Annotated in this window: 22 protein-coding genes, 1 pseudogene and 1 riboswitch; of the genes and pseudogenes, 13 read left to right on the forward strand and 10 right to left on the reverse strand. The window is 62.6% G+C overall.

The features are described from left to right. The first annotated feature begins 101 nt into the window (after window positions 1-101). On the forward strand, window positions 102-1,865 hold the full coding sequence (locus B3397_RS17400) for an L-lactate permease (protein WP_296252473.1): 1,764 nt from the start codon (window positions 102-104) through the stop codon (window positions 1,863-1,865). A 289-nt stretch (window positions 1,866-2,154) separates the two neighbouring features. Here the strand turns inward: B3397_RS17400 and B3397_RS17405 are convergent, their stop codons facing one another. From B3397_RS17405 to B3397_RS17420, 4 genes are all read right to left on the reverse strand, one after another. After that, on the reverse strand, window positions 2,155-3,111 hold the full coding sequence (locus B3397_RS17405; RefSeq protein WP_296252475.1) for a 2-hydroxyacid dehydrogenase: 957 nt from the start codon (window positions 3,109-3,111) through the stop codon (window positions 2,155-2,157). 37 nt (window positions 3,112-3,148) lie between these two features. Further along, window positions 3,149-3,910: an SDR family oxidoreductase gene (locus tag B3397_RS17410; protein ID WP_296252477.1), complete on the reverse strand. Its 762-nt coding sequence runs from the start codon at window positions 3,908-3,910 to the stop codon at window positions 3,149-3,151. 27 nt (window positions 3,911-3,937) lie between these two features. Continuing rightward, entirely contained in the window at window positions 3,938-4,633 is a 696-nt protein-coding gene (locus B3397_RS17415) for a fumarylacetoacetate hydrolase family protein (protein ID WP_296252479.1), read from the reverse strand. Between the two features lie 212 nt (window positions 4,634-4,845). Continuing rightward, a complete protein-coding gene (locus B3397_RS17420) occupies window positions 4,846-6,195 on the reverse strand; it encodes an MFS transporter (RefSeq protein ID WP_414704401.1) in 1,350 nt (449 codons plus the stop codon). Between the two features lie 391 nt (window positions 6,196-6,586). Here B3397_RS17420 and B3397_RS17425 point away from each other — a divergent pair, with 391 nt between their 5' ends. After that, entirely contained in the window at window positions 6,587-7,507 is a 921-nt protein-coding gene (locus B3397_RS17425; protein ID WP_296252481.1) for a helix-turn-helix transcriptional regulator, read from the forward strand. On the opposite strand, the gene B3397_RS17430 is transcribed toward B3397_RS17425, so the two are convergent. The 4 genes from B3397_RS17430 to B3397_RS17445 all read right to left on the reverse strand — a co-directional run bounded on the left by B3397_RS17430 (window position 7,500) and on the right by B3397_RS17445 (window position 12,748). Further along, on the reverse strand, window positions 7,500-7,838 hold the full coding sequence (locus B3397_RS17430; RefSeq protein ID WP_296252483.1) for a hypothetical protein: 339 nt from the start codon (window positions 7,836-7,838) through the stop codon (window positions 7,500-7,502). The two genes, B3397_RS17425 and B3397_RS17430, sit on opposite strands and share 8 nt — an antisense overlap. Before the next feature lie 125 nt (window positions 7,839-7,963). After that, window positions 7,964-9,124: an L-talarate/galactarate dehydratase gene (locus B3397_RS17435; RefSeq protein WP_296252485.1), complete on the reverse strand. Its 1,161-nt coding sequence runs from the start codon at window positions 9,122-9,124 to the stop codon at window positions 7,964-7,966. Between the two features lie 201 nt (window positions 9,125-9,325). Continuing rightward, on the reverse strand, window positions 9,326-10,369 hold the full coding sequence (locus B3397_RS17440) for a LacI family DNA-binding transcriptional regulator (RefSeq protein ID WP_296252487.1): 1,044 nt from the start codon (window positions 10,367-10,369) through the stop codon (window positions 9,326-9,328). 186 nt (window positions 10,370-10,555) lie between these two features. Beyond that, entirely contained in the window at window positions 10,556-12,748 is a 2,193-nt protein-coding gene (locus B3397_RS17445) for a TonB-dependent receptor (protein ID WP_296252489.1), read from the reverse strand. A gap of 269 nt (window positions 12,749-13,017) precedes the next feature. On the opposite strand from B3397_RS17445, the gene fnr reads away from it, so the two are divergent. From fnr to B3397_RS17465, 4 genes are all read left to right on the forward strand, one after another. Next, entirely contained in the window at window positions 13,018-13,752 is a 735-nt protein-coding gene (gene fnr / locus B3397_RS17450) for a fumarate/nitrate reduction transcriptional regulator Fnr (RefSeq protein ID WP_296252491.1), read from the forward strand. 64 nt (window positions 13,753-13,816) lie between these two features. After that, a complete protein-coding gene (locus B3397_RS17455; protein WP_296252493.1) occupies window positions 13,817-14,365 on the forward strand; it encodes an adenine phosphoribosyltransferase in 549 nt (182 codons plus the stop codon). 92 nt (window positions 14,366-14,457) lie between these two features. Next, window positions 14,458-15,519: an SDR family oxidoreductase gene (locus B3397_RS17460; RefSeq protein WP_296252495.1), complete on the forward strand. Its 1,062-nt coding sequence runs from the start codon at window positions 14,458-14,460 to the stop codon at window positions 15,517-15,519. A 73-nt stretch (window positions 15,520-15,592) separates the two neighbouring features. Beyond that, window positions 15,593-16,327: a CatB-related O-acetyltransferase gene (locus B3397_RS17465; RefSeq protein ID WP_296252497.1), complete on the forward strand. Its 735-nt coding sequence runs from the start codon at window positions 15,593-15,595 to the stop codon at window positions 16,325-16,327. Window positions 16,328-16,458: 131 nt separating this feature from the next. Here B3397_RS17465 and B3397_RS17470 read toward each other — a convergent pair whose 3' ends face one another. After that, window positions 16,459-17,793: a PLP-dependent aminotransferase family protein gene (locus B3397_RS17470; protein WP_296252499.1), complete on the reverse strand. Its 1,335-nt coding sequence runs from the start codon at window positions 17,791-17,793 to the stop codon at window positions 16,459-16,461. A 110-nt stretch (window positions 17,794-17,903) separates the two neighbouring features. On the opposite strand from B3397_RS17470, the gene B3397_RS17475 reads away from it, so the two are divergent. The 4 genes and pseudogenes from B3397_RS17475 to B3397_RS17490 all read left to right on the forward strand — a co-directional run. Next, the gene (locus B3397_RS17475) at window positions 17,904-18,818 is read left to right on the forward strand and encodes a DMT family transporter (RefSeq protein WP_296252500.1); all 915 of its coding nucleotides are present in this window, start codon (window positions 17,904-17,906) and stop codon (window positions 18,816-18,818) included. 26 nt (window positions 18,819-18,844) lie between these two features. After that, window positions 18,845-19,035: riboswitch (cobalamin riboswitch) on the forward strand. A gap of 141 nt (window positions 19,036-19,176) precedes the next feature. Then, on the forward strand, window positions 19,177-20,190 hold the full coding sequence (locus tag B3397_RS17480; RefSeq protein ID WP_296252502.1) for an ABC transporter substrate-binding protein: 1,014 nt from the start codon (window positions 19,177-19,179) through the stop codon (window positions 20,188-20,190). Beyond that, window positions 20,187-21,203 carry a FecCD family ABC transporter permease gene (locus B3397_RS17485; protein WP_296252504.1) on the forward strand — a complete coding sequence of 339 codons (1,017 nt, stop codon included), beginning with the start codon at window positions 20,187-20,189 and terminating at the stop codon, window positions 21,201-21,203. Before B3397_RS17480 ends, B3397_RS17485 begins: the two co-directional genes overlap by 4 nt. A gap of 101 nt (window positions 21,204-21,304) precedes the next feature. Beyond that, window positions 21,305-21,973 (forward strand): annotated as a pseudogene (locus B3397_RS17490) (ABC transporter ATP-binding protein); the annotation flags it as partial. A gap of 99 nt (window positions 21,974-22,072) precedes the next feature. Here B3397_RS17490 and cobF read toward each other — a convergent pair. Further along, entirely contained in the window at window positions 22,073-22,834 is a 762-nt protein-coding gene (gene cobF, locus B3397_RS17495) for a precorrin-6A synthase (deacetylating) (RefSeq protein ID WP_296252508.1), read from the reverse strand. Between the two features lie 105 nt (window positions 22,835-22,939). Between cobF and B3397_RS17500 the strand changes: the two genes are divergently transcribed. The 3 genes from B3397_RS17500 (at window position 22,940) to B3397_RS17510 (ending at window position 26,513) form a co-directional block, all read left to right on the forward strand. After that, window positions 22,940-23,839 (forward strand): LysR family transcriptional regulator, encoded by a 900-nt coding sequence (locus B3397_RS17500; RefSeq protein ID WP_296252509.1) that lies wholly within the window; start codon window positions 22,940-22,942, stop codon window positions 23,837-23,839. A 295-nt stretch (window positions 23,840-24,134) separates the two neighbouring features. Further along, window positions 24,135-25,445, forward strand: a complete 1,311-nt coding sequence (locus tag B3397_RS17505; RefSeq protein WP_296252510.1) for an MFS transporter — start codon at window positions 24,135-24,137, stop codon at window positions 25,443-25,445. An 84-nt stretch (window positions 25,446-25,529) separates the two neighbouring features. Further along, window positions 25,530-26,513, forward strand: a complete 984-nt coding sequence (locus B3397_RS17510; protein WP_296252511.1) for a M14 family metallopeptidase — start codon at window positions 25,530-25,532, stop codon at window positions 26,511-26,513. Window positions 26,514-26,539: the final 26 nt, after the last annotated feature.

The raw sequence follows: 26,539 nt of genomic DNA on the forward strand, positions 1-26,539 counted from the left end.
GGTCCCTCACCGTTTTCAAGCCTATCCAGAATGCCACCTATACTTCGATTTTCCCAACCCTCGGAGCTGTGCCTTACCGATAACAAGAACAGAGGTGGCATATGGTCTGGCAACAAGTCTACGACCCCTTCGGCAGCCCGGTGCTGTCCACTATCATGGCCGCTGTGCCGGTGGTGGTCATGCTCGCATCCCTGGCGTTCTTTCATGTAAAAGCTCACCTCGCGGCCCTGATGGCGCTGGCGTCAGCGTTGTTGATCGCCATCATCGCCTTCGGCATGCCGGCAGGCATGGCCGGTTCGGCGGCGCTGTATGGTGCGGCAAATGGTCTGCTGCCCATCGGCTGGATCGTGCTCAACATCATTTTTCTGCACCGCCTGACCACCGAAAACGGCTCTTTCAAGGTGCTCCAGGACTCCCTGGCCCGCATCACCGATGACCGCCGCTTGCAGCTGCTGTTGATCGCCTTCTGTTTTGGTGCCTTCTTCGAAGGCGCAGCGGGGTTCGGTACGCCGGTGGCGGTGACCGGGGCGATTCTGATTGGCCTGGGCTTCTCGCCGCTGGCGGCCTCCGGCCTGGCATTGATCGCCAACACTGCGCCCGTGGCCTTTGGCGCGCTGGGGACGCCGATCATTACCCTGGCCAAGGTCACCGGTCTGGACGAGATGGAACTGTCGATGATGGTGGGCCGACAGTTACCGTTCTTTTCGGTGCTGGTGCCCTTCTGGCTGATCTGGGCGTTCGCCGGGTGGCGCAAGATGCTCGAAGTGTGGCCAGCCATCATGGTGGCCGGGGTGAGTTTCGCGGTGCCGCAGTTCATCGTTTCGAACTACCACGGGCCGATGTTGGTGGACGTGATCGCGGCATTGATTTCCATGGCCTGCCTGACCGGGTTCCTCAAGGTCTGGAAGCCGGCGACCATTCACACCTCTGCGGCGCTGTCCGGGCGCGTCGACAACTCCAAGGTGGATGCCGATCCGGACGAGTTGCCGGCTTCGGCGCGCACCTTCGGTAACGACGCCAAACCTGCGGTGATGCGCGCGTGGATGCCGTGGATCATCCTCACCGCGTTCGTTTTCGTGTGGGGCACGGCAAGCTTCAAGTCGACCTTCGATACCCGCGCCGCGGTGGACCCGCAGACGGGCGTGGCGTTGATGGATCCGCAGGGCAAACCGTTGCGCGTGGCCGATCCTGTGTTCGCGCCGGCGATCACCTTCAGTGGTCTGCATCAGCAGATCGAGAAGGTCCCGCCGGTGGTGGCGACTCCGAAAACCGAAGAGGCCATCTATAAGTTCACCTGGCTGACCAGTACCGGCAGCGGGATTCTATTGGCGGCGATTCTGGGTGGTTTGCTGATGGGCTATTCGGTGCCGCAGTTGATCAAGCAGTACCTGCGTACGATCTGGGTGGTGCGCTATTCCCTGATCACCATTGTCGCCATGCTGGCCCTGGGGTTCCTGACGCGCTACTCGGGGCTGGATGCGACCATGGGCCTGGCGTTTGCCGCCACCGGGATCTTCTATCCGATGTTCGGCACCTTGCTGGGCTGGCTGGGGGTGGCGCTGACGGGGTCGGACACGGCCTCCAACGTGCTGTTCGGTGGCTTGCAGCGGGTGACGTCGGAGCAGCTGGGGCTCAATCCGGTGCTGATGGCTGCAGCCAACAGTTCGGGTGGGGTGATGGGCAAGATGGTCGATGCGCAATCCATCGTCGTGGCCTCGACGGCGACGCGGTGGTATGGGCATGAGGGGGAGATTCTGCGCTATGTGTTCTTCCATTCCATCGTGCTGGCGGTGCTGGTGGGAGGATTGGTGACATTGCAGGCTTATGTGTCTCCCTTTACCTCTATGGTGCCTGGCGGGCATTGACGGTCAGGTGGGATTCTGGTGTCTGGGCGGGCCCCATCGCGGGCAGAGCCCGCTCCCAAAGTTGGGGTGGGTGCAGTCAGCGGGAGTTGTGGTGTCTGGGCGGCCTCATCGCGGGCAGAGCCCGCTCCCACAGGTGGGGTGGGTGGGGTCTGGGGGAGTTGTGGTGTGTGGGCTGGCCTCATCGCGGGCAGAGCCCGCTCCTACGGGTGTGGAGGATCTGGGGTAGAGGGAGATCCTGTGTGGGAGCGGGTTCTACCCGCGATGAGGCCAGCTCAGGCATCGAAGATCATCAGCCGGTCACGCACCCCGCCGGCACTTTCCCCGCCAAGCCATCGGCCAGGCTGGCCAGCACCATGTGCCCCATGCGCGTGCGGGTCTGCACCGTGGCGCTGGCGCGGTGGGGTTGCAGTACCACGTTCTCCATCTCGTACAACGCCCCCGGCACGTTCGGCTCGTCGACGAATACATCCAGCCCGGCCCCGGCAATCAGCCCGGCCTGCAACGCCGCCACCAGATCCGGTTCATTGACCAGGCGCCCACGAGCGACGTTGATCAAGTAACCATCCTGACCCAACGCATGCAGCACCTCTGCATCGATGATGCCCTCTGCCTTGTCAGCAGCCGCCGCGAGAATCAGCGCATCGCTCTGCTCGGCCAGCGCCACCAGGTCCTTGATAAAGCTGTACGGAACATCGCTCATCGGCTGCAGATCGGTGTAGCTGATGGGGCAGCCAAACGCCGCCGCCCTCACGGCCACGGCCCGCCCTACCCGGCCCATGCCGACGATACCGACGCGCATGCCGCTGAACTGCCGCGCCAGCGGCAAGGGCGCCAGTGGCGTGGCGCTCTTGTGCCACAGGTCGGCCCGCACGAAGCGGTCCGCCGTGCACAAGCCGCGGCAGGCGCCGATCAACAAGCCGATGGCCAGGTCGGCGACATCGTCGGTCAGCGCGCCAAGGGTGGCAGTGACCTTGATGCCACGATCGCGGGCGTAGGCCAGGTCCACCGCGTCGGTACCTACACCGTTCACGGCCACCACTTCAAGCTTGGGCAACTGCGCCATCACTTCGCGGGTGATGCCGGTGTGACCACCGGTGACCACGGCGCGGATATTGGCGCCATGCACCTTGAGATAGGCCGCCTTGTCACTCTGTTGAAAATAGGGCCGTACGGTGTACAGCGCGTGCAACTGTTCGTTGATTTCAGGGATCAGGATCGGGCTTAACTGCAGGATTTCGACTTTCATGCCGCACCTCTTGCTGGATAGTTTTCGGACCGCGGCATCAGCCCCGGCCCACGAACGGCATGTTGGTCGCCATCACGGTCATGTTGAGCACGTTGGCCGACAGCGGCAGACCGGCGATATAGCGCACCGCATCGACCACGTGGGCGACATCGACCATGGGCTCGACGGCGATCTGGCCATTGGCCTGGCGTACCCCCTTGGTCATGCGCACGGACAGGTCGGTCAGGGCGTTGCCGATATCGATCTGGCTGCAGGCGATGTTGAACTCACGGCCATCGAGTGCCAGGCCTTTGGTGATGCCCAGCACGGCGTGCTTGCTGGCGGTATAGGGAACGCTGAAAGCCCGTGGCGTATGCGCAGAGATCGAGCCATTGTTGATGATTCGCCCGCCTTGGGGCTGTTGCCGGCGCATCAGGCCGAACGCCGCGCGGCTGCAGAGGAACACGCCGGTGACGTTGGTTTCGATCACGTTCGACCAACTGGCCACGTCCAATTCATCCACTGGCACCGCCGGCGCGTTGACACCGGCATTGTTGAAGATCACATCCAGGCGCCCGTAGGCCTCCTCGACGGCACCGAACAGGGCATCGACACTGGCGCTGTCGCGTACGTCGGTGGCAACCGCCAGCACCTCGCCGCCGTGGGCACGGGCTTCAACCGCAACCGCTTCCAAAGCCTCCAGGCGGCGACCGGCAAGCACGACGGTGAAGCCATCGTTTACCAGCCCAAGGGCCACCGCACGACCGATCCCGCTACCGGCACCGGTCACCAACGCTATTTTTCTTGTTTCGCTGGACATGTCTGTTTCTCCTGGACAATTACATTTTCACGCGAGGGGCCGAGCCCCGACTCGCATGCTGAGTTGATCGATGCCGTCGATTCCGGCGGTGATGCAGTCACCGGGTTGTAGAGCGCCGACGCCGGGCGGTGTTCCGGTCATGATCAGATCGCCGCTGTTGAGCTGCACCGACTGCGAGAGCCGGCTGATGATCTGCGCCACCGACCAGAACTGGCTCTGCAACGTGGCTTGCTGGCGCGGCACATCGTTGACGTGCAACCAGATAGCGCCCTCGTTGGGATGGCCCATCTGGCTGACCGGCGTGATCGGCGTGATCGGCGCCGAACCGTCGAACGCCTTTCCTGCCTCCCACGGCTGACCTGCCGCCATGGCCGCTTTCTGCAAGTCACGACGAGTCAGGTCCAGCCCGACGGCGTAGCCCCAGACGTGCTCGAGCGCCTGGTCTTCGGCGATACGCGTGCCGCCCTTGCCGATGGCCACCACCAGTTCCACTTCGTAGCAGAACTCTTCGGTCTGGGGCGGGAATGCCACGTCACCGTGTGCCTCGACCACGGAGCTGGCGGGCTTCATGAAATACCGGGCGAACTCACGCACCTGATCCTTGGCGTCACCCCAAGGGTAGTTGCGACCCAGGCAGAACACCCGGGCAATGGGGAAGCGCTGGTCGCTGCCGGTGATGGGCAGGCTGGGGGCCGGCATTGGGGTAAAAGCGAACTGCGTCATGGCGGATCTCCTTTTCTGCATTCGGCGCAGAAACCTCAGCCTACGGGCTGCTGCTCCCGAGGACTTGTAGATCTCAGGGGTGGGCTTGGACAAATGCGGGTAATTTGCAGGTGTGGCGGTTTCGCCGAGGGCCGCATCGCGGGTAGAACCGGCCCCCGCAACAAGGCTGCGGGGTGGCAGATGCGCCATGGACCCCTCCACGGCGAGCGGACTCACCGCGCTTGCAGGACGATCCGGTGCAAGCGTCCCAGCAGGAACGAGTAAGACAGGGTGCCGATCAACGCCACACCGCCGATGAACCAGAATGCATAGGCGAACGACCCCGTGGTCTGCACGATGGCGCCGATCACGATGGGCGTGACAATGCCGCCGATGTTGGCTGCCAGGCTGGTGACCCCACCGGTGAGTCCGATCAACTCCTTAGGCGCCACTTCCGACACCGCCGCCCATGAGGACGAGGCAATGCCCTGCGCGAAGAACGCCACGGTCAGGATGGCGATGCAGATCTCGTTGGAGTCAGTGAAGTTCACCAGCACGATGGACATGCCCAGCATCGAGCCCACCACCAGCGGCAGTTTGCGGGCGAAAGACAGCGACACGCCGCGGCGGATCAAGGCATCGGAAACGATCCCCGCCAGCAGGATGCCCACCGTTGCGCCAATGAACGGCAGCACGGCAAAGATCCCTACCTTGAGGTTGGTCAGGTGCCGCTCTTCCATCAGGTAGGTGGGGAACCAGGTGAGGAAAAAGTACAGCGCCGAGGTGCTGGCGAACTTGCCGATGCAGATCGCCCATACCTGACGGTAGCGAAACAGCTCGGCAATCTGCCGCCAGTTGAAGCGGGTGCGTTCCTGGCTGGCCTTGACCAGGCCGCCGCCGTCTTCGATGTACTTGAGTTCTTCCTTGCTGACCTTCTTGCAGGACATTGGGTCGCGATAGAGAAACAACCACACCACACCGAAAATCACCCCGGCCGCACCCGTGCTGTAGAACACGTGGCGCCAGTCATAGGTGGTCGCCAGCCACAGCAAGGCGCCGGTGAACAGCGCGGTGCCCAGGTATTGGCCGCACACATAGATGCTGCTGGCCATGCCGCGCTCGCGGGCGGGAAACCACACCGTGACCGCGCGGCTGTTGGCCGGGAATGCCGGTGCTTCCATGGCCCCCACCGCCAGACGCAGACCGAACAAGGTGGCAAAGCCGCTGGCCAGGCCTTGGCAGATGGTCACCGCCGACCATGAGATCAGGGAAACGCCGTAGGTGAACCGGGAGCCGAAACGGTCGGCGATGAAACCTGCCGGTACCAAGGCAAAGGCGTAGGTCCAGGCGAACGCCGAGAAGATCAGGCCCATCTGGATCTTGTCCAGGCCCAGGTCCTTGGCCATGAAGGGCGCGGCAATGGAGATATTAACGCGGTCGACGTAGTTGATGATGGTCGCGATCAACAGCAGCGACAGCATGAACCAGCGGCGACGGGTAGGAAGACGTTGCGGGACGACCGCATCCGAAGTCGCGCCGACCGCGGACGCGGTAGCGGTTTCCGAGGGGTGAATGCTCGCCATGGGAGGCCTCTTGTTATTGGAATTGTTATGAAAGATGTCGCGGTACCACGGCGCCAAGTTATCGTACAACCCATGAATTACAAGGATCTGCTTATACCGATTGAGTGCGCTATCGGGTCTCGACCATGAAAAGTTCAAAAACTCACCGATCAGCAAAACTCGTCGAAAGCGCAGGCCAGAATCGCTGGATTGACTGATTTAGAGGCCCTTGATGGATATCGCCTGGACCATCTTTTCTTGTACATCACCGTTGCGCCTCCCCGATGAAGATGACAACAGTCGTCGTACTATTGCGCAGGGACACCTTTGAAATCACAATCGCGATCACGCCACGCGCCTGCCTTCCCCGGATGGGCGACCCGCCACCGCGTGTTCAGCTCAGGAGCCCTCCATGCCATCGCCGTCCCGTGTTCCCACCTTTGGCATGCAGCAGCGCAGCAAGCGTCCGGATTTCTATATTCGCGATGAGCAGGCCCGGCCAGCGGAGGTGCGACCCCATCGGCACGAGTATTTCCAGATTCAGGTCAACCTGGGCGGCGATACCGTGCAGCACCTGGGCAACGTGCAGCGCCAGTTCGCCCACCGCTCCGTGGCATTCATCCTCCCTCACCGCATTCATCTGATTCCTCATCCTCAGGATGGGCATTTTGTGGTGATCAACTTCGACCAGAAGTTTTTGCTGCCCCATCTTCAGTGTTCCCCGCTGGATCTGGAAGACGTGGCGATCTTCGAGGCGCCGGAGCTCTCACCTTTTCTGTTTCAACAGCATCTGGATTTCTGTCTGGACGACGAGTCGTTCAGCGAGGTGCTTCGACTGCTCGAGCGGATGCGCGGGCTGGACGCCCAGCGCGAGTTCGGTACGCGGGAGTACCTCAAGGGGTGCCTGCTGCAACTGATTGGCATCGTCTGCCAGTTGTATGCCGAGCCGCTCAAGACGCTGGCCGCGAGCAAGACCGCCCAGAGCGGTCGACGAGATGCCCTGGCGCGACTCAACGAGTACATGCGCAAGCACCTCGCTGACCCCGGCCTGACCTTGACCGAAGCGGCGGCGGCGACCTTCCTCTCACCGCACTACCTCACACACTGGTTGCGCAAGGAGACGGGCAAGAGCTTCAGCGAACTGGTACTGGACCGGCGCATGCACAGCGCCCGCAGCCTGCTGCTCAATGGCAGCAAGAGTGTCGGCGAGATTGCAGGGTTGTGCGGCTTTACCGACGAAGCCTATTTTTCCCGACGCTTCCGGCAAGCCCATGGCGTGCCACCTGGTCAGTACCGCAAGCGGGAAAAATCCGCTGGGGTGGAGCCTAGTTAGTGTCCGCAGCCTGGCCCTTGCGCTCCTGAATCATCTGCTCGCCGCTCTGCTGACGTTGTTGCTGGAGGGTATCGCCAGTGGCATCGGACGTGGATGGCGAGGTGCTGGGGTAAGTCGCCGGTGCCCGGTTGAGGCTGCCAGACGGTGTGCGAGTGGTATTGGCCTGCGGCTGATAGGTTGGGGTTGGCGCAGTGCTGCCCGTGCCTGATGAGGTGCCGTTACTTGACGGGGCGGCATTGCTAAGACCGGGCGCAGCGCCAACGCCACAGGACGCCGCGAACAGCATACTGGCCAGGGCAGAGCATTTGAGGGCGTGGATAAGGGGTTTCATCGAGAGAGCCTCCGGGTTGGCGAGCGTTGGGCAGTAATATCAATGAGCCAACGCCCGCTTGTTCGTTCCGCCTACTGGACTAGCGGACCGGTCTGCGTGATGAACCAAAACTCCTGAGCGCTGCATTAAGGCCGCTTGCCGATCTCCATCTGCTGCGCCGTCCAGGGCTTCACCTGTTCGCTCAGCGACAGGCCCAGTCCTGGTCGGGTTGGCACCAGCATGCGTCCGTCACGGGTTTCCAGGCGTTCGTTGAACAGCGGCTCCAGCCATTCGAAATGCTCGACCCAGGGTTCGGTCGGGTAGGTAGCAGCCAGGTGCACGTGGAGTTCCATGGCGAAGTGTGGCGCCATCATCAGACCGGCGTGTTCGGCCATGGCGGCCACTTTCAGGAACGGGGTGATACCGCCGACGCGAGGTGCGTCAGGCATCAGGTAGTCGGCACCGCGCAGTTTGATGAATTCGGCATGCTCGGCCACGCTGGTTAGCATCTCGCCGGTGGCAATCGGCGTATCGAACTGTTGCGCCAGCGCGGCGTGGCCTTCGGCGTCGTAGCAATCCAGGGGTTCCTCGATCCATACCAGGTTGAAGTCTTCCAACTGCCGGCACATGCGCTGCGCGGTGGGCCGGTGCCACTGCTGGTTGGCATCGACCATCAGCGGGAACTGATCGCCCAAGTGCTTGCGCACGGTATTGACGCGGTGCAGATCGAGCGCGCAATCGGGCTGGCCTACCTTGAGCTTGATGCCCCCTATGCCCTTCTCTCTGGACAGCTCGGTGTTTTTCAGCAGTTGATCCAGCGGGGTGTGCAGGAATCCGCCGGAGGTGTTGTAGCAGCGCACCGAATCCCGCTGGGCGCCAAGCAGGCGGGCCAGGGACAAATTGGCGCGTTTGGCCTTGAGGTCCCACAGGGCGACATCGAAGGCACCAATGGCTTGCGTGGCCAGGCCGCTGCGACCAACCGAAGCGCCGGCCCAGCACAGCTTGGTCCAGAGCTTGGCGATATCGCTGGGGTTCTCGTCGATCAGCGTCGGAGCGATTTCAACAGCATGAGCGAACTGGCCCGGCCCACCGGCGCGTTTGGAGTAGCTAAAGCCCAGACCTTGGTGCCCGTCTACTGTTTCTATCTCGACGAAAAGCATGGCGATTTCGGTCATCGGCTTCTGCCGCCCGGTGAGGACTTTGGCGTCGCTAATGGGGTTGGCCAGTGGCAGAAACACCGAGGACACCTTGATCCAGGCGATTCGGTCGTGGTCGGAGGATGGAAGGTTTTGTTGTTGTTCTTGCATGAAACCGCTCCTATGGAGATAAATGATTGCGCAACCAGTACCGCCGAAGCCTACACTGATTGCGCAATCATGCAAACCCCAACCTGTAGCAGCGGCGTAAGCCGCGTCATGGCCGCCAACGTTGTTTGGGACGGAGAAGGTGTGCGAATGGGGGATGAAGGGGGATAGGGACGCGGCTTACGCCGCTGCTACAGGGGTGGGTTAGGTGCTTTGGCGGTCGATCATTTGGAAACCGGTGTCGATGCGCGCAGGTGGGTGGGAATCGGCGAGATGTTTGAAGCGGTTCAGAAGCACGTTGGCAACCTGGTCACCGATGGTGCTGCCATTGACCGAGACGGTGGACAGAGCAGGGAACACTTGCCCAGCGCTGCTCAGATCACCGAAGCCCATTACCGCCAGATCCTGCGGCACGCGCAGGCCTCGGCTAGCGGCTTCTGCCAATACGCCTTGAGCGATGGTGTCCGAACTGCACACCACGACCTGAGGTTGCCCTTTCTCCAACAGTTGCTGCAAACCCAGGCGTCCAGTGTGCAAAGTGGCGGGTGCCGGCAGGGTCTGGATAGGCACGCGTTCGACACCGTGTCGGTTCAGCTCTGCGATCAGGCTGGCGCAGCGGCGCAGGCCGCGGGGATCGTCCAGGGTAATGGCTGCGAAGCGTTGGTAACCCTTGGCGAGCAGGTGCCGTGCGATGGCCTGCCCTACTCCTTCATGGGAAAAGCCGACCTGCATGTCCAGTGGGTCATCGCTAAGGTCCCACGCCTCGACCACTGCAATACCGGTTTGCGCCAGGCGCAGGCGACTGGCCTCCGTATGCAGCGTGCCGGTCAGCACGATGCCATCGGGTCGACGACCCAGCACGGCCTCGAGCAACTTCTCTTCCTGTTTGGCGGAATAACCGGTCAATCCCATGAGGGTCTGGTAGCCGTTTTCAGTCAAACGATCCATCAGGGCCTGGACAGTGTCGGCGAAGATCGAGTTGGCAATGGTCGGCACGAAGATGGCGACCAGGCGACTCTTATTGCTGGCCAGGCTGCCGGCGAGCATGTTGGACACATAGCCGGTGCGACGCACCGCCTCCAACACTTTTTCCCGCGCCGCCTCACTGACGATCTCGGGCCGGTGCAGCGCGCGGGACACGGTGATAGGCGAGACCCCAGCGACTTTGGCGACATCGATCAGGGTCAAGCTGGCGGGCTTTTTGCCCACGGCGGCGACATCTCCCGGTGGAGCGGATTTCTTGGGCATGGAAGTTCCGATGCGAGGGCTGCAGAAGCGCTGTAAAGCGATGTTCCAGATGCGCACAAATCTAACAAAACCATGCTCCGGGTGCACGCCGAGGTTCGGAACTGTCCAGCCGCGAGATGCACTGCCAACCACATAGCGTCTGCGCCAGTGAGTCGCAGCGGGCGCTGCGACTCCAGGCTACTTGATCTAGAAATCAATCGTCCCCGAAAACTTCACCAGCCGTGGCTCGCCCTGGGTCAGGTAGCCGCCGTTGGCCGACGCCCAGTAGTTTTTGTCGGTGATGTTTTCCACGTTGACGCGCAAGGTCAGGTCTTTTTCCGAGACCTTGAATTTGTAGCGTGCGCCGGCATCGAAGCGGTTCCAGGTGGGCAGGCTGAGGTTGTTGGCCGGATCGGCGTATTGGCCGCCGGTGCGCAGCATGCGCGCGTTCAGAGCGGCGCCTTGCAGGCCTGGGATATCCCAGTCGACGCTGGCGTTGAGTTGGAAGGTCGGTACGCCCACAGCGTGGTTGCCGTCGTTGAGGCCGCCCGAAGTGTTCTTCAGCTCGGAGGTCATGCGTGTGCCGCCGGCCATCAGGCGCAGGCCTTCGATGGGTTCGCCGAACACGCTCAGCTCCAGACCCTTGTTGACCTGCTCGCCATCGCGCACGAACAGGTTGCCCTCGACGAAACCATCGGTGGGACGCTCGATGCGGAAAACGCCCAGATTGGCGCCGAAGCTTTGCAGATCCAGCTTGATGCCGGCTTCCAACTGCTTGGTACGGCCTGGTGGGAAGACTTCACCAATGTTGAGGACGCCGCTGCCCGAAGCTGTTTCGCCCTGGTCCAGACCCTCGATGCGGTTGGCGTACAGCGACACGCTTTCGATCGGTTTGTAGACGATGCCATAGACCGGTGTGGTGATGCCTTCGTCATAAAGGTTGGTGCGACTGCCATCGTTGCTGTTGGCAACGCCGTTGAAGGTACCGCCGTCGTAGCTGTAATTCTCGACTCGCAGTTGCTGGCGGCGGATGCCGTAGGTCAGCAGCAGACTGTCGTCGAACAGGCCGACGGTGTCGGAGATGGCGATGCTGCGGTTGCGTACCTTGTTGGTCACGCCCGGATCGCCCATGTCCCCGCCGGTAAAATAGCCATCAGTGGGTTTAGGCAGTGACGGCGTGTTGTAGATATTGGTATTGCCAGGGTTCGGTCGGTAGAACACGTAGGCGTTTTCCTGCTCGGCCCACAGGGTGCTGGCGCTCAGAGCGACCTGGTGGCTGATGGGCCCCGTCTGGAAGCGACCGTTGAGACCAGCGGCGAAGCTGGTGTTGTTTTCGTTGTGGGGGATTTCCGAACCGCTGATGGTGGCAGTGCCATCGTTGCCTACGAGGGCCGGCGTGCCGTAGACGCCGGTTTCGCGGGTGTGCTTGGCGCCGCCAGCCAGGTAGGCCGTCCAGTTTTCACTCAGATCATAATCGCCGCGGATCATGCCGAAGGTGTCTTCGGTTTCGGTGTAGGTCCAGTCCTGCCCGTAGTTGTGGTCGGCGTCGGGGGCAGTGGGAATGCGCGTGGCACTGCCCAACTGTACGGTGTTGCGCAAGTGATTCACGCGTTGTTTCTGGTAGCCGAAATCGGTGGAGACGCGGAAGTCATCGCCGCGGTAGTCCAATCCGGCGACGAACAGTTTGGTGCGTTGATCCTGGTCGTCAATGGCCGTTTCGCCTTCGCGCTGGCTGAGATTCAGGCGCGCGCCGAAACGGTTGTCCTCACCGAAGCGCTGGCCGAGGTCCAGATGTTCGCCAACACGCCCATCTGTACTGATGTCCTGGGTGTATCGCCGTGTCGGCGTGTCCCCTGCCCGCTTGGGCTGCAGGTTGACGCTGCCGCCCAGGCCCGAGCCGCTGGGACTGACACCGTTGATAAAGGCGTTGGGGCCTTTGAACACGTCTACCCGCTCGATAGCGTCGGTCGAAAGTATCTGCCGGGGCAATACGCCGTAGAGGCCGTTGTACGAAATGTCGTCACCACTCAAGGGAAGGCCACGAATGACGAAGACCTGCGCCTGATTGCCGAAGCCGAATGACTGACGTACCGAGGGATCGTTGAGCAGCACATCGCCCACATCTTCGGCTTGCTGATCTTCGATGAGCTGGGCGGTGTAGCTGGTCATGGTGAACGGGACATCCATGAAGTCCTGATTGCCCAGCATGCCCATCTGCCCACCACGCGCAACCTGACCGCCGGCGTATGAATCGGGCAAGGTATTCGAATTGGCTTTGACCGTGTCGGCGTTGACATCCGTAGCGCCCAGCTCAACCACCGGATCGGCGGCATGCGCAAGGAAACTGATGGAGCAGCAGACCGCCAGAAGAGTCGGACGCGAAGGGAAGAGCAGAGCCATGATGCGTTACCTATGAGGGCATGACGGGTAAAGGTTCGATAGCCTCCCTGGCGATACGACTGATTCTCAGGCGCGGATATTAGCAGGCGTGTTTGCAAATTGTTATCAGTCACTAACAAATTTTTCACATACTGTTACCGCGATCTGCCCCGCGCCGAATGCTCTGAACCGCCTCTTGCAGGCGAATCTTGGCAAATCGCCATGGGTGATGGGTGGGTCTGACTGAGTTACCCTTACAACTCTCAGGTGTTTGAACAAGGATCGAAACAATGCCCGCACCGGCATCGAACCACGCCCCTCATCAGGCCCATTGCAAGGATTGCAGCCTGGCCCCGTTGTGCCTTCCCCTGTCCCTGGACCTGGCCGACATGGATGCGCTGGATAACATCATCAAGCGCGGTCGGCCGCTGAAGAAGGGAGAACTCCTGTTTCACCAGGGCGACAGCTTCGGCGCGGTGTATGCGGTGCGCTCGGGGTCACTGAAGACCTTCAGCCTCAATAATGGTGGTGAGGAGCAGATCACCGGTTTCCACCTGCCCAGCGAGTTGCTGGGGCTATCGGGTGTCGACAGCGAGCGCTACCCGGTGAGCGCCCAGGCCCAGGAAACCACTTCGGTGTGCGAGATCCCGTTCGACCGCCTCGATGACCTTTCGGTGCAGCTGCCGCAACTGCGTCGGCAGCTGATGCGGGTGATGAGCCGGGAGATTCGCGACGACCAACAGATGATGCTGCTGCTGTCGAAAAAGACCGCCGATGAACGTGTTGCCACGTTTCTGGTAAACCTCTCGACGCGCTTCAGTGCACGAGGCTATTCGGCCAACCAGTTTCGTCTGAGCATGTCGCGCAACGACATCGGGAACTTCCTGGGGCTGGCGGTGGAAACCGTCTCGCGGGTGTTCACCCGCTTTCAGCAGGGCCAGCTGATCGAGGCTGAAGGCAAGGAAATAAGGATTCTGAATCCGCTGCAGTTGTGCGCCGTGGCCGGTGGTTCAATGCTCGGTTGATTCAGCGGCAGCTCGCAGGTGGGTATACTGCCCGCCATCCCTGCCCTGCCAGAGCTACTTCTCCATGATTTTCGATGAATTCAGTTTCAAGTCCCTGATCCGTCCGGTGGTGGACTTCCCCAAGCCCGGTGTGGTGTTTCGCGACATCACTCCGCTGTTCCAGTCGCCCAAGGCCATGCGCCTGGTGGTGGACAGCTTCGTACACCGCTACATCGAAGCTGACTTCACCCACATCGGCGCCATGGACGCCCGGGGCTTTCTGATCGGCTCGGTGGTGGCCCATGAGCTGAACAAGCCGCTGATTCTGTTCCGCAAGCAGGGCAAGCTGCCCGCCGATGTACTCAGCGAGGGCTACCAGACCGAATACGGCGAAGCGTTTCTGGAGGTGCATGCCGACAGCCTTTGCGAAGGCGACTCGTTGGTGCTGTTCGATGACCTGATCGCCACCGGCGGCACCCTGATCGCCGCAGCCAACCTGGTCAAGCGTATGGGCGCCAAGGTGTACGAAGCGGCTGCCATCATCGACCTTCCCGAACTGCAAGGCTCGCAACGCCTGGAAGACGCCGGCGTACCGACGTTCTGCCTGACTCGGTTCGCCCTGAACGAGCGCTGATTGCCGCGACGGCGGGTCGCACGTCGATGGATGCAGTCGCCGAGGGTATGGTGTGGTCCAAAGCCACAGCATTCATCACATTTGGAGACAGCATGAGCCATTCAGCATTGGTTGTCGGTGCCAGCGGCATCGTCGGCAGCGCCACTTCCCGCTTGCTGGTCGAACAGGGCTGGCAGGTTGCGGGCCTGGCCCGCAAGCCGCTGCAGACCGAGGGTGTCACCTCGATCCAGGCTGACCTGCAGGACCCGGCCTCCCTGGCCCAGGCCCTGGCCGATCTCAAGCCAACCCACGTGTTCCTCAGCACCTGGTCGCGCCAGGCCACCGAGGCGGAGAACATTCGTGTCAATGCCGCCATGGTGCGCAACGTACTGGACGCCCTGCGCGGCGCCGGCAGCGTGCAGCATGTGGCGCTGGTCACGGGTCTGAAGCATTACCTGGGTCCGTTCGAGAACTACGGCAAGGGCAGCCTGCCGCAAACCCCGTTCCGTGAAGAACAAGGCCGTCTGGACGTGGAGAATTTCTATTACGCCCAGGAGGACGAGGTGTTCGCCGCCGCCAAGCGCGACGGTTTCACCTGGAGCGTGCACCGTCCGCACACCATTACCGGTGTCGCGGTGGGCAACGCGATGAACATGGCGACCACCCTGGCGGTGTACGCCTCGATCTGCAAGGCCACAGGCCGCCCCTTTGTTTTCCCAGGCTCGCGAGTGCAGTGGGACAGCCTGACGGACATGACCGATGCCCGCGTGCTGGCCAAACAAATGCTGTGGGCCAGCACCACGCCGGAAGCCGCCGACCAGGCGTTCAACGTCACCAATGGCGACGTATTTCGGTGGAGCTGGATGTGGCAGCAAATCGCCCAATGGTTCGACATCGAAGCCGCCGCGTTCCCAGAGCAACCCAGCCCCTTGGCCGAGCAGATGGCCGACGATGCCGCGGTTTGGAAAACGCTCGTCGAACAGCACGGGTTGCAGGAAGCCGACATCGATCGGCTGGTATCGCCATGGCACACTGACGCCGATCTGGGACGGCCGATCGAAGTGGTTACCGACGTATCAAAGAGCCGCCGCTTCGGTTTCAAGGAGTTCCAGGCCAGCGATCAAGCTTTCTTCGACGTGTTCCAGCAATTGCGTGACGAGCGCCTGATTCCCTGACCACGCCTGTTGAAGCCCGCAAATCCACCTTGGTGTATTCTTGCGGGCTTTTGCGGCTGACCTGGAATCTGCAATGAATGTTCTCAAACGTGCGCTGCTCGACCGTCGCCTGAAAAAGGCACTGGCCGCCTGCAAGTGTCGGCTCGACAGCGGTACCAAGGGCTTGCGCAGCGATATCGAGCTGACGCTTGAGGAAGGCGCGAAGCTGCACGATGTGAAGCTGTTCGCCAAGCGTCTGAAAATCGGTGCGCATACCGACATCATGAGCGGCGCCGAACTGCACGAAGTCGCCTCCATCGGTCGCTATTGCTCGATTGCCGCCGGCACGGTGCTGGGGCACAGCCGGCAGTCCCATCCGCTGGAGTGGTTATCCACTCACAGCAAATTGTTCGCCATGCGCGCGGCTCAGGGTGGCGACACCAGCGGGCACTACCGATCCTCCCCCACCACTATTGGTCACGACGTGTGGATTGGCCGCGATGCCATGATCATGGACGGCATCACGCTCGGCACAGGTGCTGTGGTAGGCGCTCAATCGCTGGTCAATAAAGACGTGCCACCCTACGCCATCGTGGCCGGCACGCCCGCACGTATCATCCGCTATCGCTTCGAACCAGCGCTGATCGAACGCCTGCTGGCCAGCCAATGGTGGGAACTGCCTGCCGAACGTCTCGCGCAGTTGCCCATGGAACACCCCGAGGCATTGCTCGCAGCCTTGGCCGACCAGCCACCTGCCGCGCTGGCACCACGCCAGGTCACGGTACAGACCAACCCCTTTCGCATCAGCGACCCAGAACATCAACGCTGACACCCGCTGATTGCCAATGGCCGCTGGAAGGGTTCATGAGCTTATGCCTGACGGCAAGGTCACACGCGTCAGCGACGGCGCGATCAACGCCGAAGTGCTCGTCCAACTGCTCGGCGGTAACGAGCGGTTCGTCAATAGGCATGGTCCGTGATGACCTGCTTGACCCGTAACAGTGCCTCGTTGAGGGCTGGCAGGGGCACCGATCCGAGCGCCAGGCGGATGGCATGCGGCACAACATCCGCCGCCGCGAAGGGTTCTGCGGTGGACACGGCAACCCCTGCGCGTAACAGCGCCACGGCAATCTGATCCGCACGTACCTCCTCAGGCAGCTTGACCCAGAGGAAATAGGACGTTTCATGCCCGATCAGGGACAACCCACCCAGCACCGCTCTGGCCATACTCTGGCGAGTCCTGGCGTCATCCCGTTTCTGCTCCTCCAACCGCGCCACCGTGCCGTCTTCGATCCAGCCGCACACCATTGCCGTCATGACCCCAGGGGTGTTCCAGGTGGTGGCTCGGATAGCCCGCTCCAACGCGGGCACCCAGGGAAGTGGCGCCACTACCACGCCGACACGCAGGCCGGTGGCAATGTTCTTCGAGAACCCGGAAATGTGCACCGTGGTGTCTGGCGCCAGGGTCACCAGAGGTGCGGCGGGGCTTTCGGCCAAAAACGCGTAGGCAGCGTCTTCGATCAGCAGCAGATGATGCGCTCGCGCGATGCTTACCAATCTTTCCCGCCAAGCCAGATCCTGTACCCACCCCATGGGGTTGTGGAGCGTGGGCATGCTGTACACCGCCTTGATCCGTCTCTTGCGGCACATCGACTCCAGGGCGTCGAGGTCCGGACCTTGCTCGGTCAATGGGATGGCGAGCAACTCTAGGCGCTGTGCTTCGGCTGCTACCTTGAAGCCGGGGTAGGTCAATGCATCTACCGCCACCACATCCCCCGGCTGGAGCAAGGCCATCACTGTGACGGCCAGGCCATGCTGAGCGCCGCTGACAATCAACAATTGCTCGGCGGAGACGACCACGCCGTACCTCGCCAGGTCGCTGGCGATACAGGCCCTCTCATGAGGCCGGCCCCCGTGGGGCTGGTAGCGCAGCAAAGCCTCCAGGTCGCCAGCGTTTGCCAATTGGCGCAGGGCCGCGCGCAGCAATTCGGCCTGCTCGGGTAACGCCGGGTAGTTGAAGCTCAGGTCAAGCACGCCGGGTGCAGGCGGCTGTTGATCGATGCCCTGCCACAACGGCAGCGATACTTCACGCACGAAGGTTCCGCGACCTGTTTCGCCACTGACCAGCCCCATGCTTTCAAGCTCGGCGTAGACCCTGGAGGCCGTGGCCAGCGCCAGCCCATGCTCGCTCGCGAGCTGGCGATGGGTGGGGAGGCGGCTGCCCGGCGCCCATTTCCCCCGGCGGATATCAGCGGCAAAGCTGTCCACTAGCACTTTATAGCGAGCACGCGGCATGAGCGGTTGTATCCATGACAATTTTTTGATTGCACTGAAAAGGCGTCCTAGGATGGCCTCCCCGCAGCCGTGAATGCAATGGCTGCAACGTCCTTACCGAGATGATCGCCATGCCGCACAGCACTGAGTTGCCAGAAACCCCTTTGCGTAAAGCCAGCAGCGGATGGCTGAGCGGGCTGATCGGTGTGGTGATATTCAGCGGCTCTCTGCCGGCTACACGGCTAGCGGTGCTGGAATTCGACCCGGTGTTTCTGACGGTGGCCAGGGCCAGCATCGCAGGCAGCGTGGCACTGTGTGTGCTGTGGCTGCTGAAGCAGCCCCGGCCCACGGTCCAGCAATGGCGACAGCTGGCCGTGGTGGCCCTGGGGGTCGTGCTGGGCTTTCCGCTGCTGACTGCCCTGGCATTGCAATACGTGACTTCGGCGCACTCCATCGTGTTCATCGGCTTGCTGCCTCTGGCGACGGCCATATTTGCCGTGATGCGCGGAGGCGAACGGCCGCGTCCGGCCTTTTGGGCATGCTCGATCCTTGGCAGCCTGCTGGTGGCCGGATACGCCGCTGGCCAAGGCTTGGCAGCAGCGCCGTTGGGTGATGGCCTGATGTTGGCGGCCGTTCTCGCCTGCGGGCTGGGGTACGCCGAAGGCGCCACGCTGTCCCGGGTGCTGGGCGGCTGGCAGGTGATTTGCTGGGCTTTGCTGCTGTCGCTGCCGGTCATGCTGCCGCTGGCATACCTGCTGGCGCCGCCTACCTTCGAGGGCATCTCAATGCCGGCGTGGGCCAGCCTCGGTTATGTGTCGTTGTTCAGCATGCTCATCGGCTTTGTGTTCTGGTATCGCGGGCTCGCCCACGGCGGTGCCGCCGCCGTCGGGCAGTTGCAATTGCTGCAGCCTTTCTTTGGGCTGACGCTGGCGGCAGTGTTTCTCCATGAGCAGGTCAGCATGGGCATGCTGCTGGTGTGCGCCGCTGTCATCCTTTGCGTGGCAGGCGCGCGCCGCAGTGCTACCGCGGTCCCCGGGCGATCCTGAGGTGGGTTTCCCTCGCCCGCCGCATCGACTACCATGCGCTCGCCGGTCCCGAAGGGGATCAATAGGGAATCCGCGATGCTGGCACAGCATCAACCGGAACTGCCCCCGCAACTGTAGGTGCCGAACCTGTTCCACGCATGCCACTGGGTCGCCCCGGGAAGGCAGGAAGCAGGTGATGAAGCATCAGTCAGGAGACCTGCCGGCCACGTAGATCAACCAACCGGCGGGGTGTCCGGAGGGCATCCTGCCGTGGCGCACGTTTCTTGCGCGGCCTTGCTTCGTGCCTTGATGGCCGCGCCTGTCGATGTTTCCCCAGCTTGCAGCCCCAGCCCCGTATGTTCCTGACGGAGATTGCGCCATGCTGCTGCCCCGCTTTGCCCTGTTGTTCGCCAGCCTCGGGCTGTCCTCGCTGGCCTGCGCCAGCCCCACCCAATACCCGCTCACCGTGGAAAACTGCGGCGTACCGCTGACCTTTCAACACGCCCCGACGCGTGCGGTGACCATTGGCCAGGCAGGCACCGAGATGCTCTTCGCCCTGGGGCTGGGCGACAAGCTGGTGGGCACATCGCTGTGGTTCAATGCGCCGTTGGAACGCGACAAGGCGCAGAACGCCAGGATCGAGCGACTGGCGGACAACGAACCGAGTTTCGAAGCGGTGATCGGCAAGCGGCCCGAACTGGTCGCGGTGCAGTTGGAGTGGATGGTGGGGCCTCAGGGCGCAGTGGGTACCCGCGAGCAGTTCCATGAGCTGAACATTCCCACCTACCTGATGCCATCGGATTGCGAAGGCAAAGACAACCTGGTGGGCGCCGACGGTACTCGCCTGCAGCCATTCCTGATCGACACGCTGTACAAGAGCGTGAGCCAACTGGCGCGGATCTTCGACGTCGAGGACCGAGGCGAGCAGCTCAACGCCAGCCTCAAGGCGCGCCTGGCCAAGGTCAGCGCTCCGGCGACCAATGCCACGCGGCAACAGACCAGCGCGCTGTTCTGGTTCTCCAGTGCCGACTTGCAGGCCGATCCTTATGTGGCCGGTCGCAAGGGCATTCCCGACTTCATGCTCAATACCCTGGGTGTGAGTAACGTGGTGCAGTCGGATGAAGAGTGGCCCACCGTCGGCTGGGAAACCATTGCCCGAGCCAATCCGACCTTTCTGGTGATCGCGCGCATGGACCGTCGCCGCTTCCCCGCCGATGACGTCGACAAGAAGCTGGCGCTCCTGCGCTCGGACCCTGTGACTCAACACATGGACGCGGTGAAGCACAACCGCATCGTGATCCTCGATGCCGATGCCATGCAGGCCAGCCTGCGCATGTTCGATGGCCTGGAAACCCTGGCTGCGGCCATCGACAGCGGTGCCCCGGCACAATGACGCAAAGTGTACTGAGGACATTGCTGGCCGCCCTCGCCCTGCTGGCGGCCATACTGGCCGGAGTGTCCATTGGCGAGACCACGGTGGCGCCCGATGTGGTGCTGCAGGTGCTGGCCAACAAGCTGATGGGCGCCGGCTACGTGCTCGACCCCATCGATGAGGGCATCGTCTGGAATTACCGCCTGACCCGCGCCCTGGTAGCCGCGGCGTGTGGTGCCGGACTGGCGCTGTGCGGTGTGATCCTGCAATCCCTGCTGCGCAATCCGCTGGCTGAGCCCTACCTGTTGGGCATTTCGGCCGGCGCCTCGACCGGTGCGGTGCTGGTGGCCCTGCTGGGCGTCGGCGCGGGGGCGATATCGCTGTCGGCGGGTGCGTTCATGGGCGCGGTGACGGCCTTTGCGCTGGTGATTCTGCTGGCCCGGGCGAGTGGTCCGTCCACCGGCACCGGGCAGATCATTCTGGCCGGCATCGCCGGCTCGCAACTGTTCAACGCGCTGACCGCGTTCTTGATTACCAAATCGGCCAGCGCCGATCAGGCCCGGGGCATCATGTTCTGGCTGCTGGGCAATCTGGGCGGCGTGCGCTGGCCTTCGGTGTGGCTGGCGGTACCGGTGGCCCTGGCGGGCCTGGTGGTGTGCCTGTGGCATCGGCGAGCACTGGATGCCTTCGCCTTCGGTGCCGATTCCGCAGCTTCGCTGGGCATCCCGGTACGTAGAGTGCAGTTGGTGCTGGTGGGGTGCGCGGCCCTGGTCACCGCGGTGGTGGTGTCCATTGTCGGTTCCATCGGCTTCGTCGGGTTGGTGATACCTCATGCCGCGCGGCTGCTGCTGGGCACCCGTCATGCCCGGCTGCTGCCCGCCAGTGCCCTGGGTGGCGCCTTGTTCCTGATTGCCGCAGACGTGCTTTCGCGCACCTTGATCAAGGGCCAGGTGATTCCCGTCGGGGTGATCACCGCGCTGGTTGGCGCGCCCGTGTTCGCCTTGATTCTGATCAGCCGCAGGAGCGCGCGATGAACCCGTCGGCGCACTGCCTGAGCTGTTCGCAGCTGTCCTTCAAGGTGGGTGATAGCCCGTTGTTGCAGGGCGTTGAACTGGATGTTCGCCAAGGCGAAACCCTGGGCGTTGTCGGCCCCAATGGGTCGGGAAAATCGACACTGCTGAAATTGCTGGCGGGGCTGCGTGCCCCCAGCGCCGGGGAAGTGCGGCTGCATGGCCAGCGGCTCAAGGACCTGCCACGTCGGCGCATCGCCCAGCAGATGGCGGTGGTGGAGCAGCAGGCTCATAGCGACGATGCCATTACCGTATTCGACGCCGTGGCCCTGGGGCGCACGCCTTGGCTGTCGGCATTGAGCCCCTGGTCGGCCGAGGATCAGGCCATCGTCTTGCAGGCGCTAGAGGATGTCGACGCCGGCCACCTGAGCACGCGCTTGTGGCGCAGCCTGTCCGGTGGCGAGCGCCAGCGGGTGCACATCGCACGTGCCTTGGCCCAGCGGCCGCAGGTGCTACTGCTGGACGAACCGGGCAACCACCTGGACATCCAGCATCAACTGGCGATCCTGAAACTGGTGCAGGGGCTGCAGGTGACGACCCTCATTGCCCTGCACGACCTGAACCAGGCGCTGAGCTGCGACCGTCTGGCCATTCTAGAGAAAGGCCGATTGGTAGCGCTGGGTGAGCCATCCACCGTGCTCACGCCCGAGCGGTTGCAGGATACCTTCGGCGTGCAGGCGCATTACCTGGTCGATCCGTTCGATGGGGCGAAGATTCTGCGCTTTCGTTCGTGAACCTGCTCGGGCCCCATCGCGGGTAGAACCCGCTCCCACACAAACAGCAATACCTGTGGGAGCGGGTTCTGCCTGCTCCCACAACCACGGGGCGCTCGTTCAGGGTTCGATGCGTTTGAGCAGGTAGGTGTCCATGATCCATCCGTGTGCCTGCCGAGCGGTGTGGCGAGCCTGGGTGATCTGGTCGGCGACTTGATCCAGCGGGCCGTCGATGAGGATTTCGTCGCAGGTGCCAAGGTAAGCGCCCCAGTGGATCTGCCAACCCTGCCCCACCAACAGTCGATAGCTTTCCTGGGCATCGAGCATCACCACCACAGTGTCCACGCCTTCGCGCAGGCCCATGGCAAGCTGGCGTCCGGTGGTGATTTCCACTGCGCCACCGATGCTGTTCAAAGGCACCCGGTGCTGCGCGGTCAGGGCTTGCACACTGGTGATGCCCGGGATCACCTCATACGCCAATGCATGCCTGCCGCTGGCCGCGATGCTTTCGATGATGCGTACGGTGCTGTCATACAGCGACGGGTCCCCCCACACCAGAAACGCGCCACACTGCCCTTCGCCCAGCTCAGTGGCGATCAGTCGTTCGAAAATCTCGCCCTTGTCACTGTTGAGCTGGCCCACCGCGCCCGGATAGTCGCCGTTATCGGGAATCCGCTCAGGGTTCAGCGCCTCCACGATGCGATAGGCGCTACCACGGACATAGCGCTGCAGGATGTCCCGGCGCAAGGCATTGAGCTTGGCTTTTGCGCTGCCCTTGTCCATCAGGAAAAAAACATCGGCGCGGTTCAGCGCGCTCACCGCCTGCACCGTGATGTATTCCGGGTTGCCGGCACCAATACCAACGATCAAGATAGTTTTCATACGCCCCCGTAGCAGCGGCGTAAGCCGCGTCAAATGCCCAGTCAAAACCCAAGTCAACACGCAAGCCAAAACCCGCGCACCTGCGCCACAGGATGAGGAACATCGATGCAACTGGAATGGCTGGAAGACTTCATCGAGCTGGCCCGGACCCGCAGCCTGTCGCGGGCCGCCGAGATTCGCTGCGTGACTCATCCCGCTTTCGGCCGACGTATCCGGGCGCTGGAGGACTGGGTCGGCGCCCCGCTGATCGAACGCAAGCAGCCATTGTCCCTCACGCCTGCCGGCCTATTGTTTCTCGACGCGGCGAGCCAGTCCATGGAATTGCTGCTGGCGGCCCGCGCGCAGTTCCAGAATATCGGACTCAACCGCGAACAGCCCCTGCGCATCGCTACCGGACGCACCTTGGCCCGGGTGTTTTTCCCCGACTGGTACCAGTCTCTGCATCAACGCTTCGGCGCGTTCCCCGTATCACTGGTCACCGGCGGCGCACAAGAAGCCATCCTCAAATTGACCGCAGGCGAAGTCGACCTGCAACTCATTTATTCCAGCCCCTTGACGCGCATTCTGGTAGACGCCGAGCGCTTTGATTCCAAGGTGCTCGCCCAGGAGCAGCTACTGCCGGTAAGCGTTGCCGATGCCGACGGCCAACCGCGATTCGCCATCGGGCCGGACAGTGACGCGTCGAGCATTGCCTGGCTGGGATTATCGCCGTCGCTGTCACTGCGCGGCGTGCTGGCACAGCACCTGGCCAAGCTCCCTCAGCGCCTGGCCTTGCGCATGATCTACCAGGCTGACTCGTATGAGGCGATTCTGGAAATGGCCAAGCGCGGTTCGGGGCTCGCCTGGCTGCCTGGCATGGTAGTCAAAGACGCGCTGGCTGCCGGCGAGCTGGTGCTGGCCGGGGGCAGCGAGCTGCACATCCCGTTCGACGTGTCGTTGCACCGCCTGCGGGCCAATCGAAGCGAACAGGTGATGCGCATCTGGGAAGGCCTGGACCCGATTTGAGCCGCCCATCACCCGCACCGTTGCGGAGCATGGGCAAAAAGATCGCGCGGCTGGCAGGTCTTTCGGCCCCGTCATTACTGGCCCGTGCCGAATAGGCTCGGGCCTGTGCCCAAACAGCAATTGTCCGCGGCGCAATGCTGATTCACCTTGGTCACGGGCCAGGTAGCCACGAGGGCGTAGACCTTCCACCGCTGCCTGGTCGTTTTCACCCATAACAATGACTGCCATCGTGTCCATCGACAGCTTGTGGCCGGTGGACGGCTCGATAACCGTGAAACGAACCCGGAAACCACTCATGAGTACAGCCTCGACCACCCTGCACGCGAACCCGGCCAAGACCCGGCGCGGGCCATGGAAAGAGATCATCGCCGCCAGCTTCGGCAACGCCCTGGAATTCTATGACCTGCTGATCTACGGATACTTCGCCGTGGTCATCGGCAAGCTGTTCTTCCCGTCCGACAACGAGACCACGTCCCTGCTTCTGGCGGTCGGCTCGTTCGGCATCTCATTCCTGATGCGACCACTGGGCGCCATCGTGCTGGGGTCCTACGCCGACCGCGCCGGGCGCAAGGCATCGCTGACCATGTCGATCCTGATCATGCTGATCGGCACCGCCATGATCACCTTCACCCCCTCCTACCAACAGATCGGTATCGCCGCGCCATTGCTGATCATCGTCGCGCGCATGCTCCAGGGCTTTTCCACTGGCGGAGAGTTCGGCGCTGCCACCGCCTTCATGGTCGAGCATGCGGACCCCAGCCGCCGCGGCTTCTTCGCCAGCTGGCAGCTGGCGACCCAGGGCTTGGCCACCGTACTGGCCGCAGGGGTCAGTGCCCTGCTCAGCTACCTGCTTTCCGATGTGCAACTCAACGACTGGGGCTGGCGCGTGGCGTTCGGCGTCGGCCTGCTGATCGGACCCGTTGGCTTCTACATTCGCAGCCAGATCGACGAAACCCCGGACTTCCAGAAAGTCGCCGCCAAGGGTGAGCCCAAGACCCCGCTGCGCGACGTGCTGGTCAAGGGCCGCACCAGCCTGCTGCTGTCCATCGGCGTGGTGGCCGGTGCCACGGCGTTCAACTACGTGCACAAGCTGTACATGCCCACCTACGCCCTCAAGCAATTGCAGATTACCGCGACCTCCTCCTATCTCGGCGCGCTGGTAACGGGCGTGATGCTGATGTTCATGGCACCGGTATTCGGCAGCCTGTCGGACCGCTTTGGCCGCTTCCGTGTGCTCACGCTGGCGCTGTTGATCACCGGACTGTCGTCGTATCCGATGTTCGTCTGGCTGAATCTGTACCCCAGCGTCACCACCCTGCTGATGGTGCAGGCGGTGGTGGGCATCCTGATCGCTGCCTGCCTGGGGCCGATCCCGGCGATGCTGGCCGATATCTTCCCGACCAGCATCCGCGGCACCGGACTCGCCCTCAGCTACAACTTTTCGGTGACCCTGTTCGGTGGTTTCGCGCCCCTGATCGTGACCTGGATGATCGACGCAACGGGCAGCAAGCTTGCACCCAGCTTCTACGTAGTGGCGACCTCGCTGGTCAGCGTGATCGCGGTGATCGTGCTGGGCAGACGCATGCGCAGCCAGCGCCCAAGCTGAAACCCGGATATTCCAACAATCCATTACCCGCTATCAATGCCGCCCTGCGCGGCCAGAGCACCCTTTTGTCTGCCGGAGACCTGCATGAAGACCTTGGAACAAGTACGCGCCACCCTGACCCCTTACCCCATCGAGGTAGAGTTTCCCGATATTCGCCCGTGGCAGCAGGGAAACTGCGGCGTCGACTACGTGCACTCCTTCGACAGCGGCCTGCCCGGCCCTCACGTCATGGTGATGGCGTTGACTCACGGCAACGAGGTGAGCGGCGCGATCACCCTGGACAGGTTGCTCAAGGATGAAGTCCGTCCGGTGCGCGGTCGGCTGACATTGGTGTTTGGCAATGTCGCCGCCTATCACGCTTTCGATCCCGAGGATATCGACGCCACCCGCTATCTGGATGAAGACATGAACCGGGTATGGTTGCCGGCCAAACTCGAGGGACCGGAGGACTCCATCGAGCTGCGCCGGGCACGGGAATTACGCCCCATCGTCGATACCGTAGACCTGCTGCTGGATATCCATTCAATGCACGAAGAAGCGCCGCCCATCATGATGTGTGGCGCACAAACCAAAGGAATGGACTTCGCGGCCGCCCTGGGCGTCCCGCAAACCGTCGCCGCTGACGCCGGCCACCCCAATGGCCGCCGCCTGCGCGACTACCAGGGCTTCGCTGACCCAGCGAGCCCGAAAAATGCCCTGCTGATCGAGACGGGTCAGCACTTCTCCCGGCGTAGCTGTGAGGTGGCCATGGACGTGACGGCACGCTTTCTGGTGACTACGGGGGTTGTGGAGAAGGCAGCCATGGCGGCGTACATCAGCACCAGTAAGCCCGAACCTCAGCGTTTCCTGCAGGTCACCGAGCCGGTGGTAGCCCGCAGCATGGAGTTCGCATTCGTTGAAGATTTTCGCGGGTTGGAGCTGATTGGCGATGCGGGGAGTGTGCTGGCTTGGGATGGGGATCAAGCGGTGGTCACGCCATACGATGATTGTGTGCTGGTGCAGCCGTCGCTGCGGCATTTGGGCAATGGGGTGACTGTGGTGAGATTGGCGCGGGTGGTGGAGCGGTAGTGGGAGGGAGGTGGGATCGGCGGTGG

The sequence above is a fragment of the Pseudomonas sp. UBA4194 genome (genome assembly GCF_002379585.1).
Classification (GTDB): domain Bacteria; phylum Pseudomonadota; class Gammaproteobacteria; order Pseudomonadales; family Pseudomonadaceae; genus Aquipseudomonas.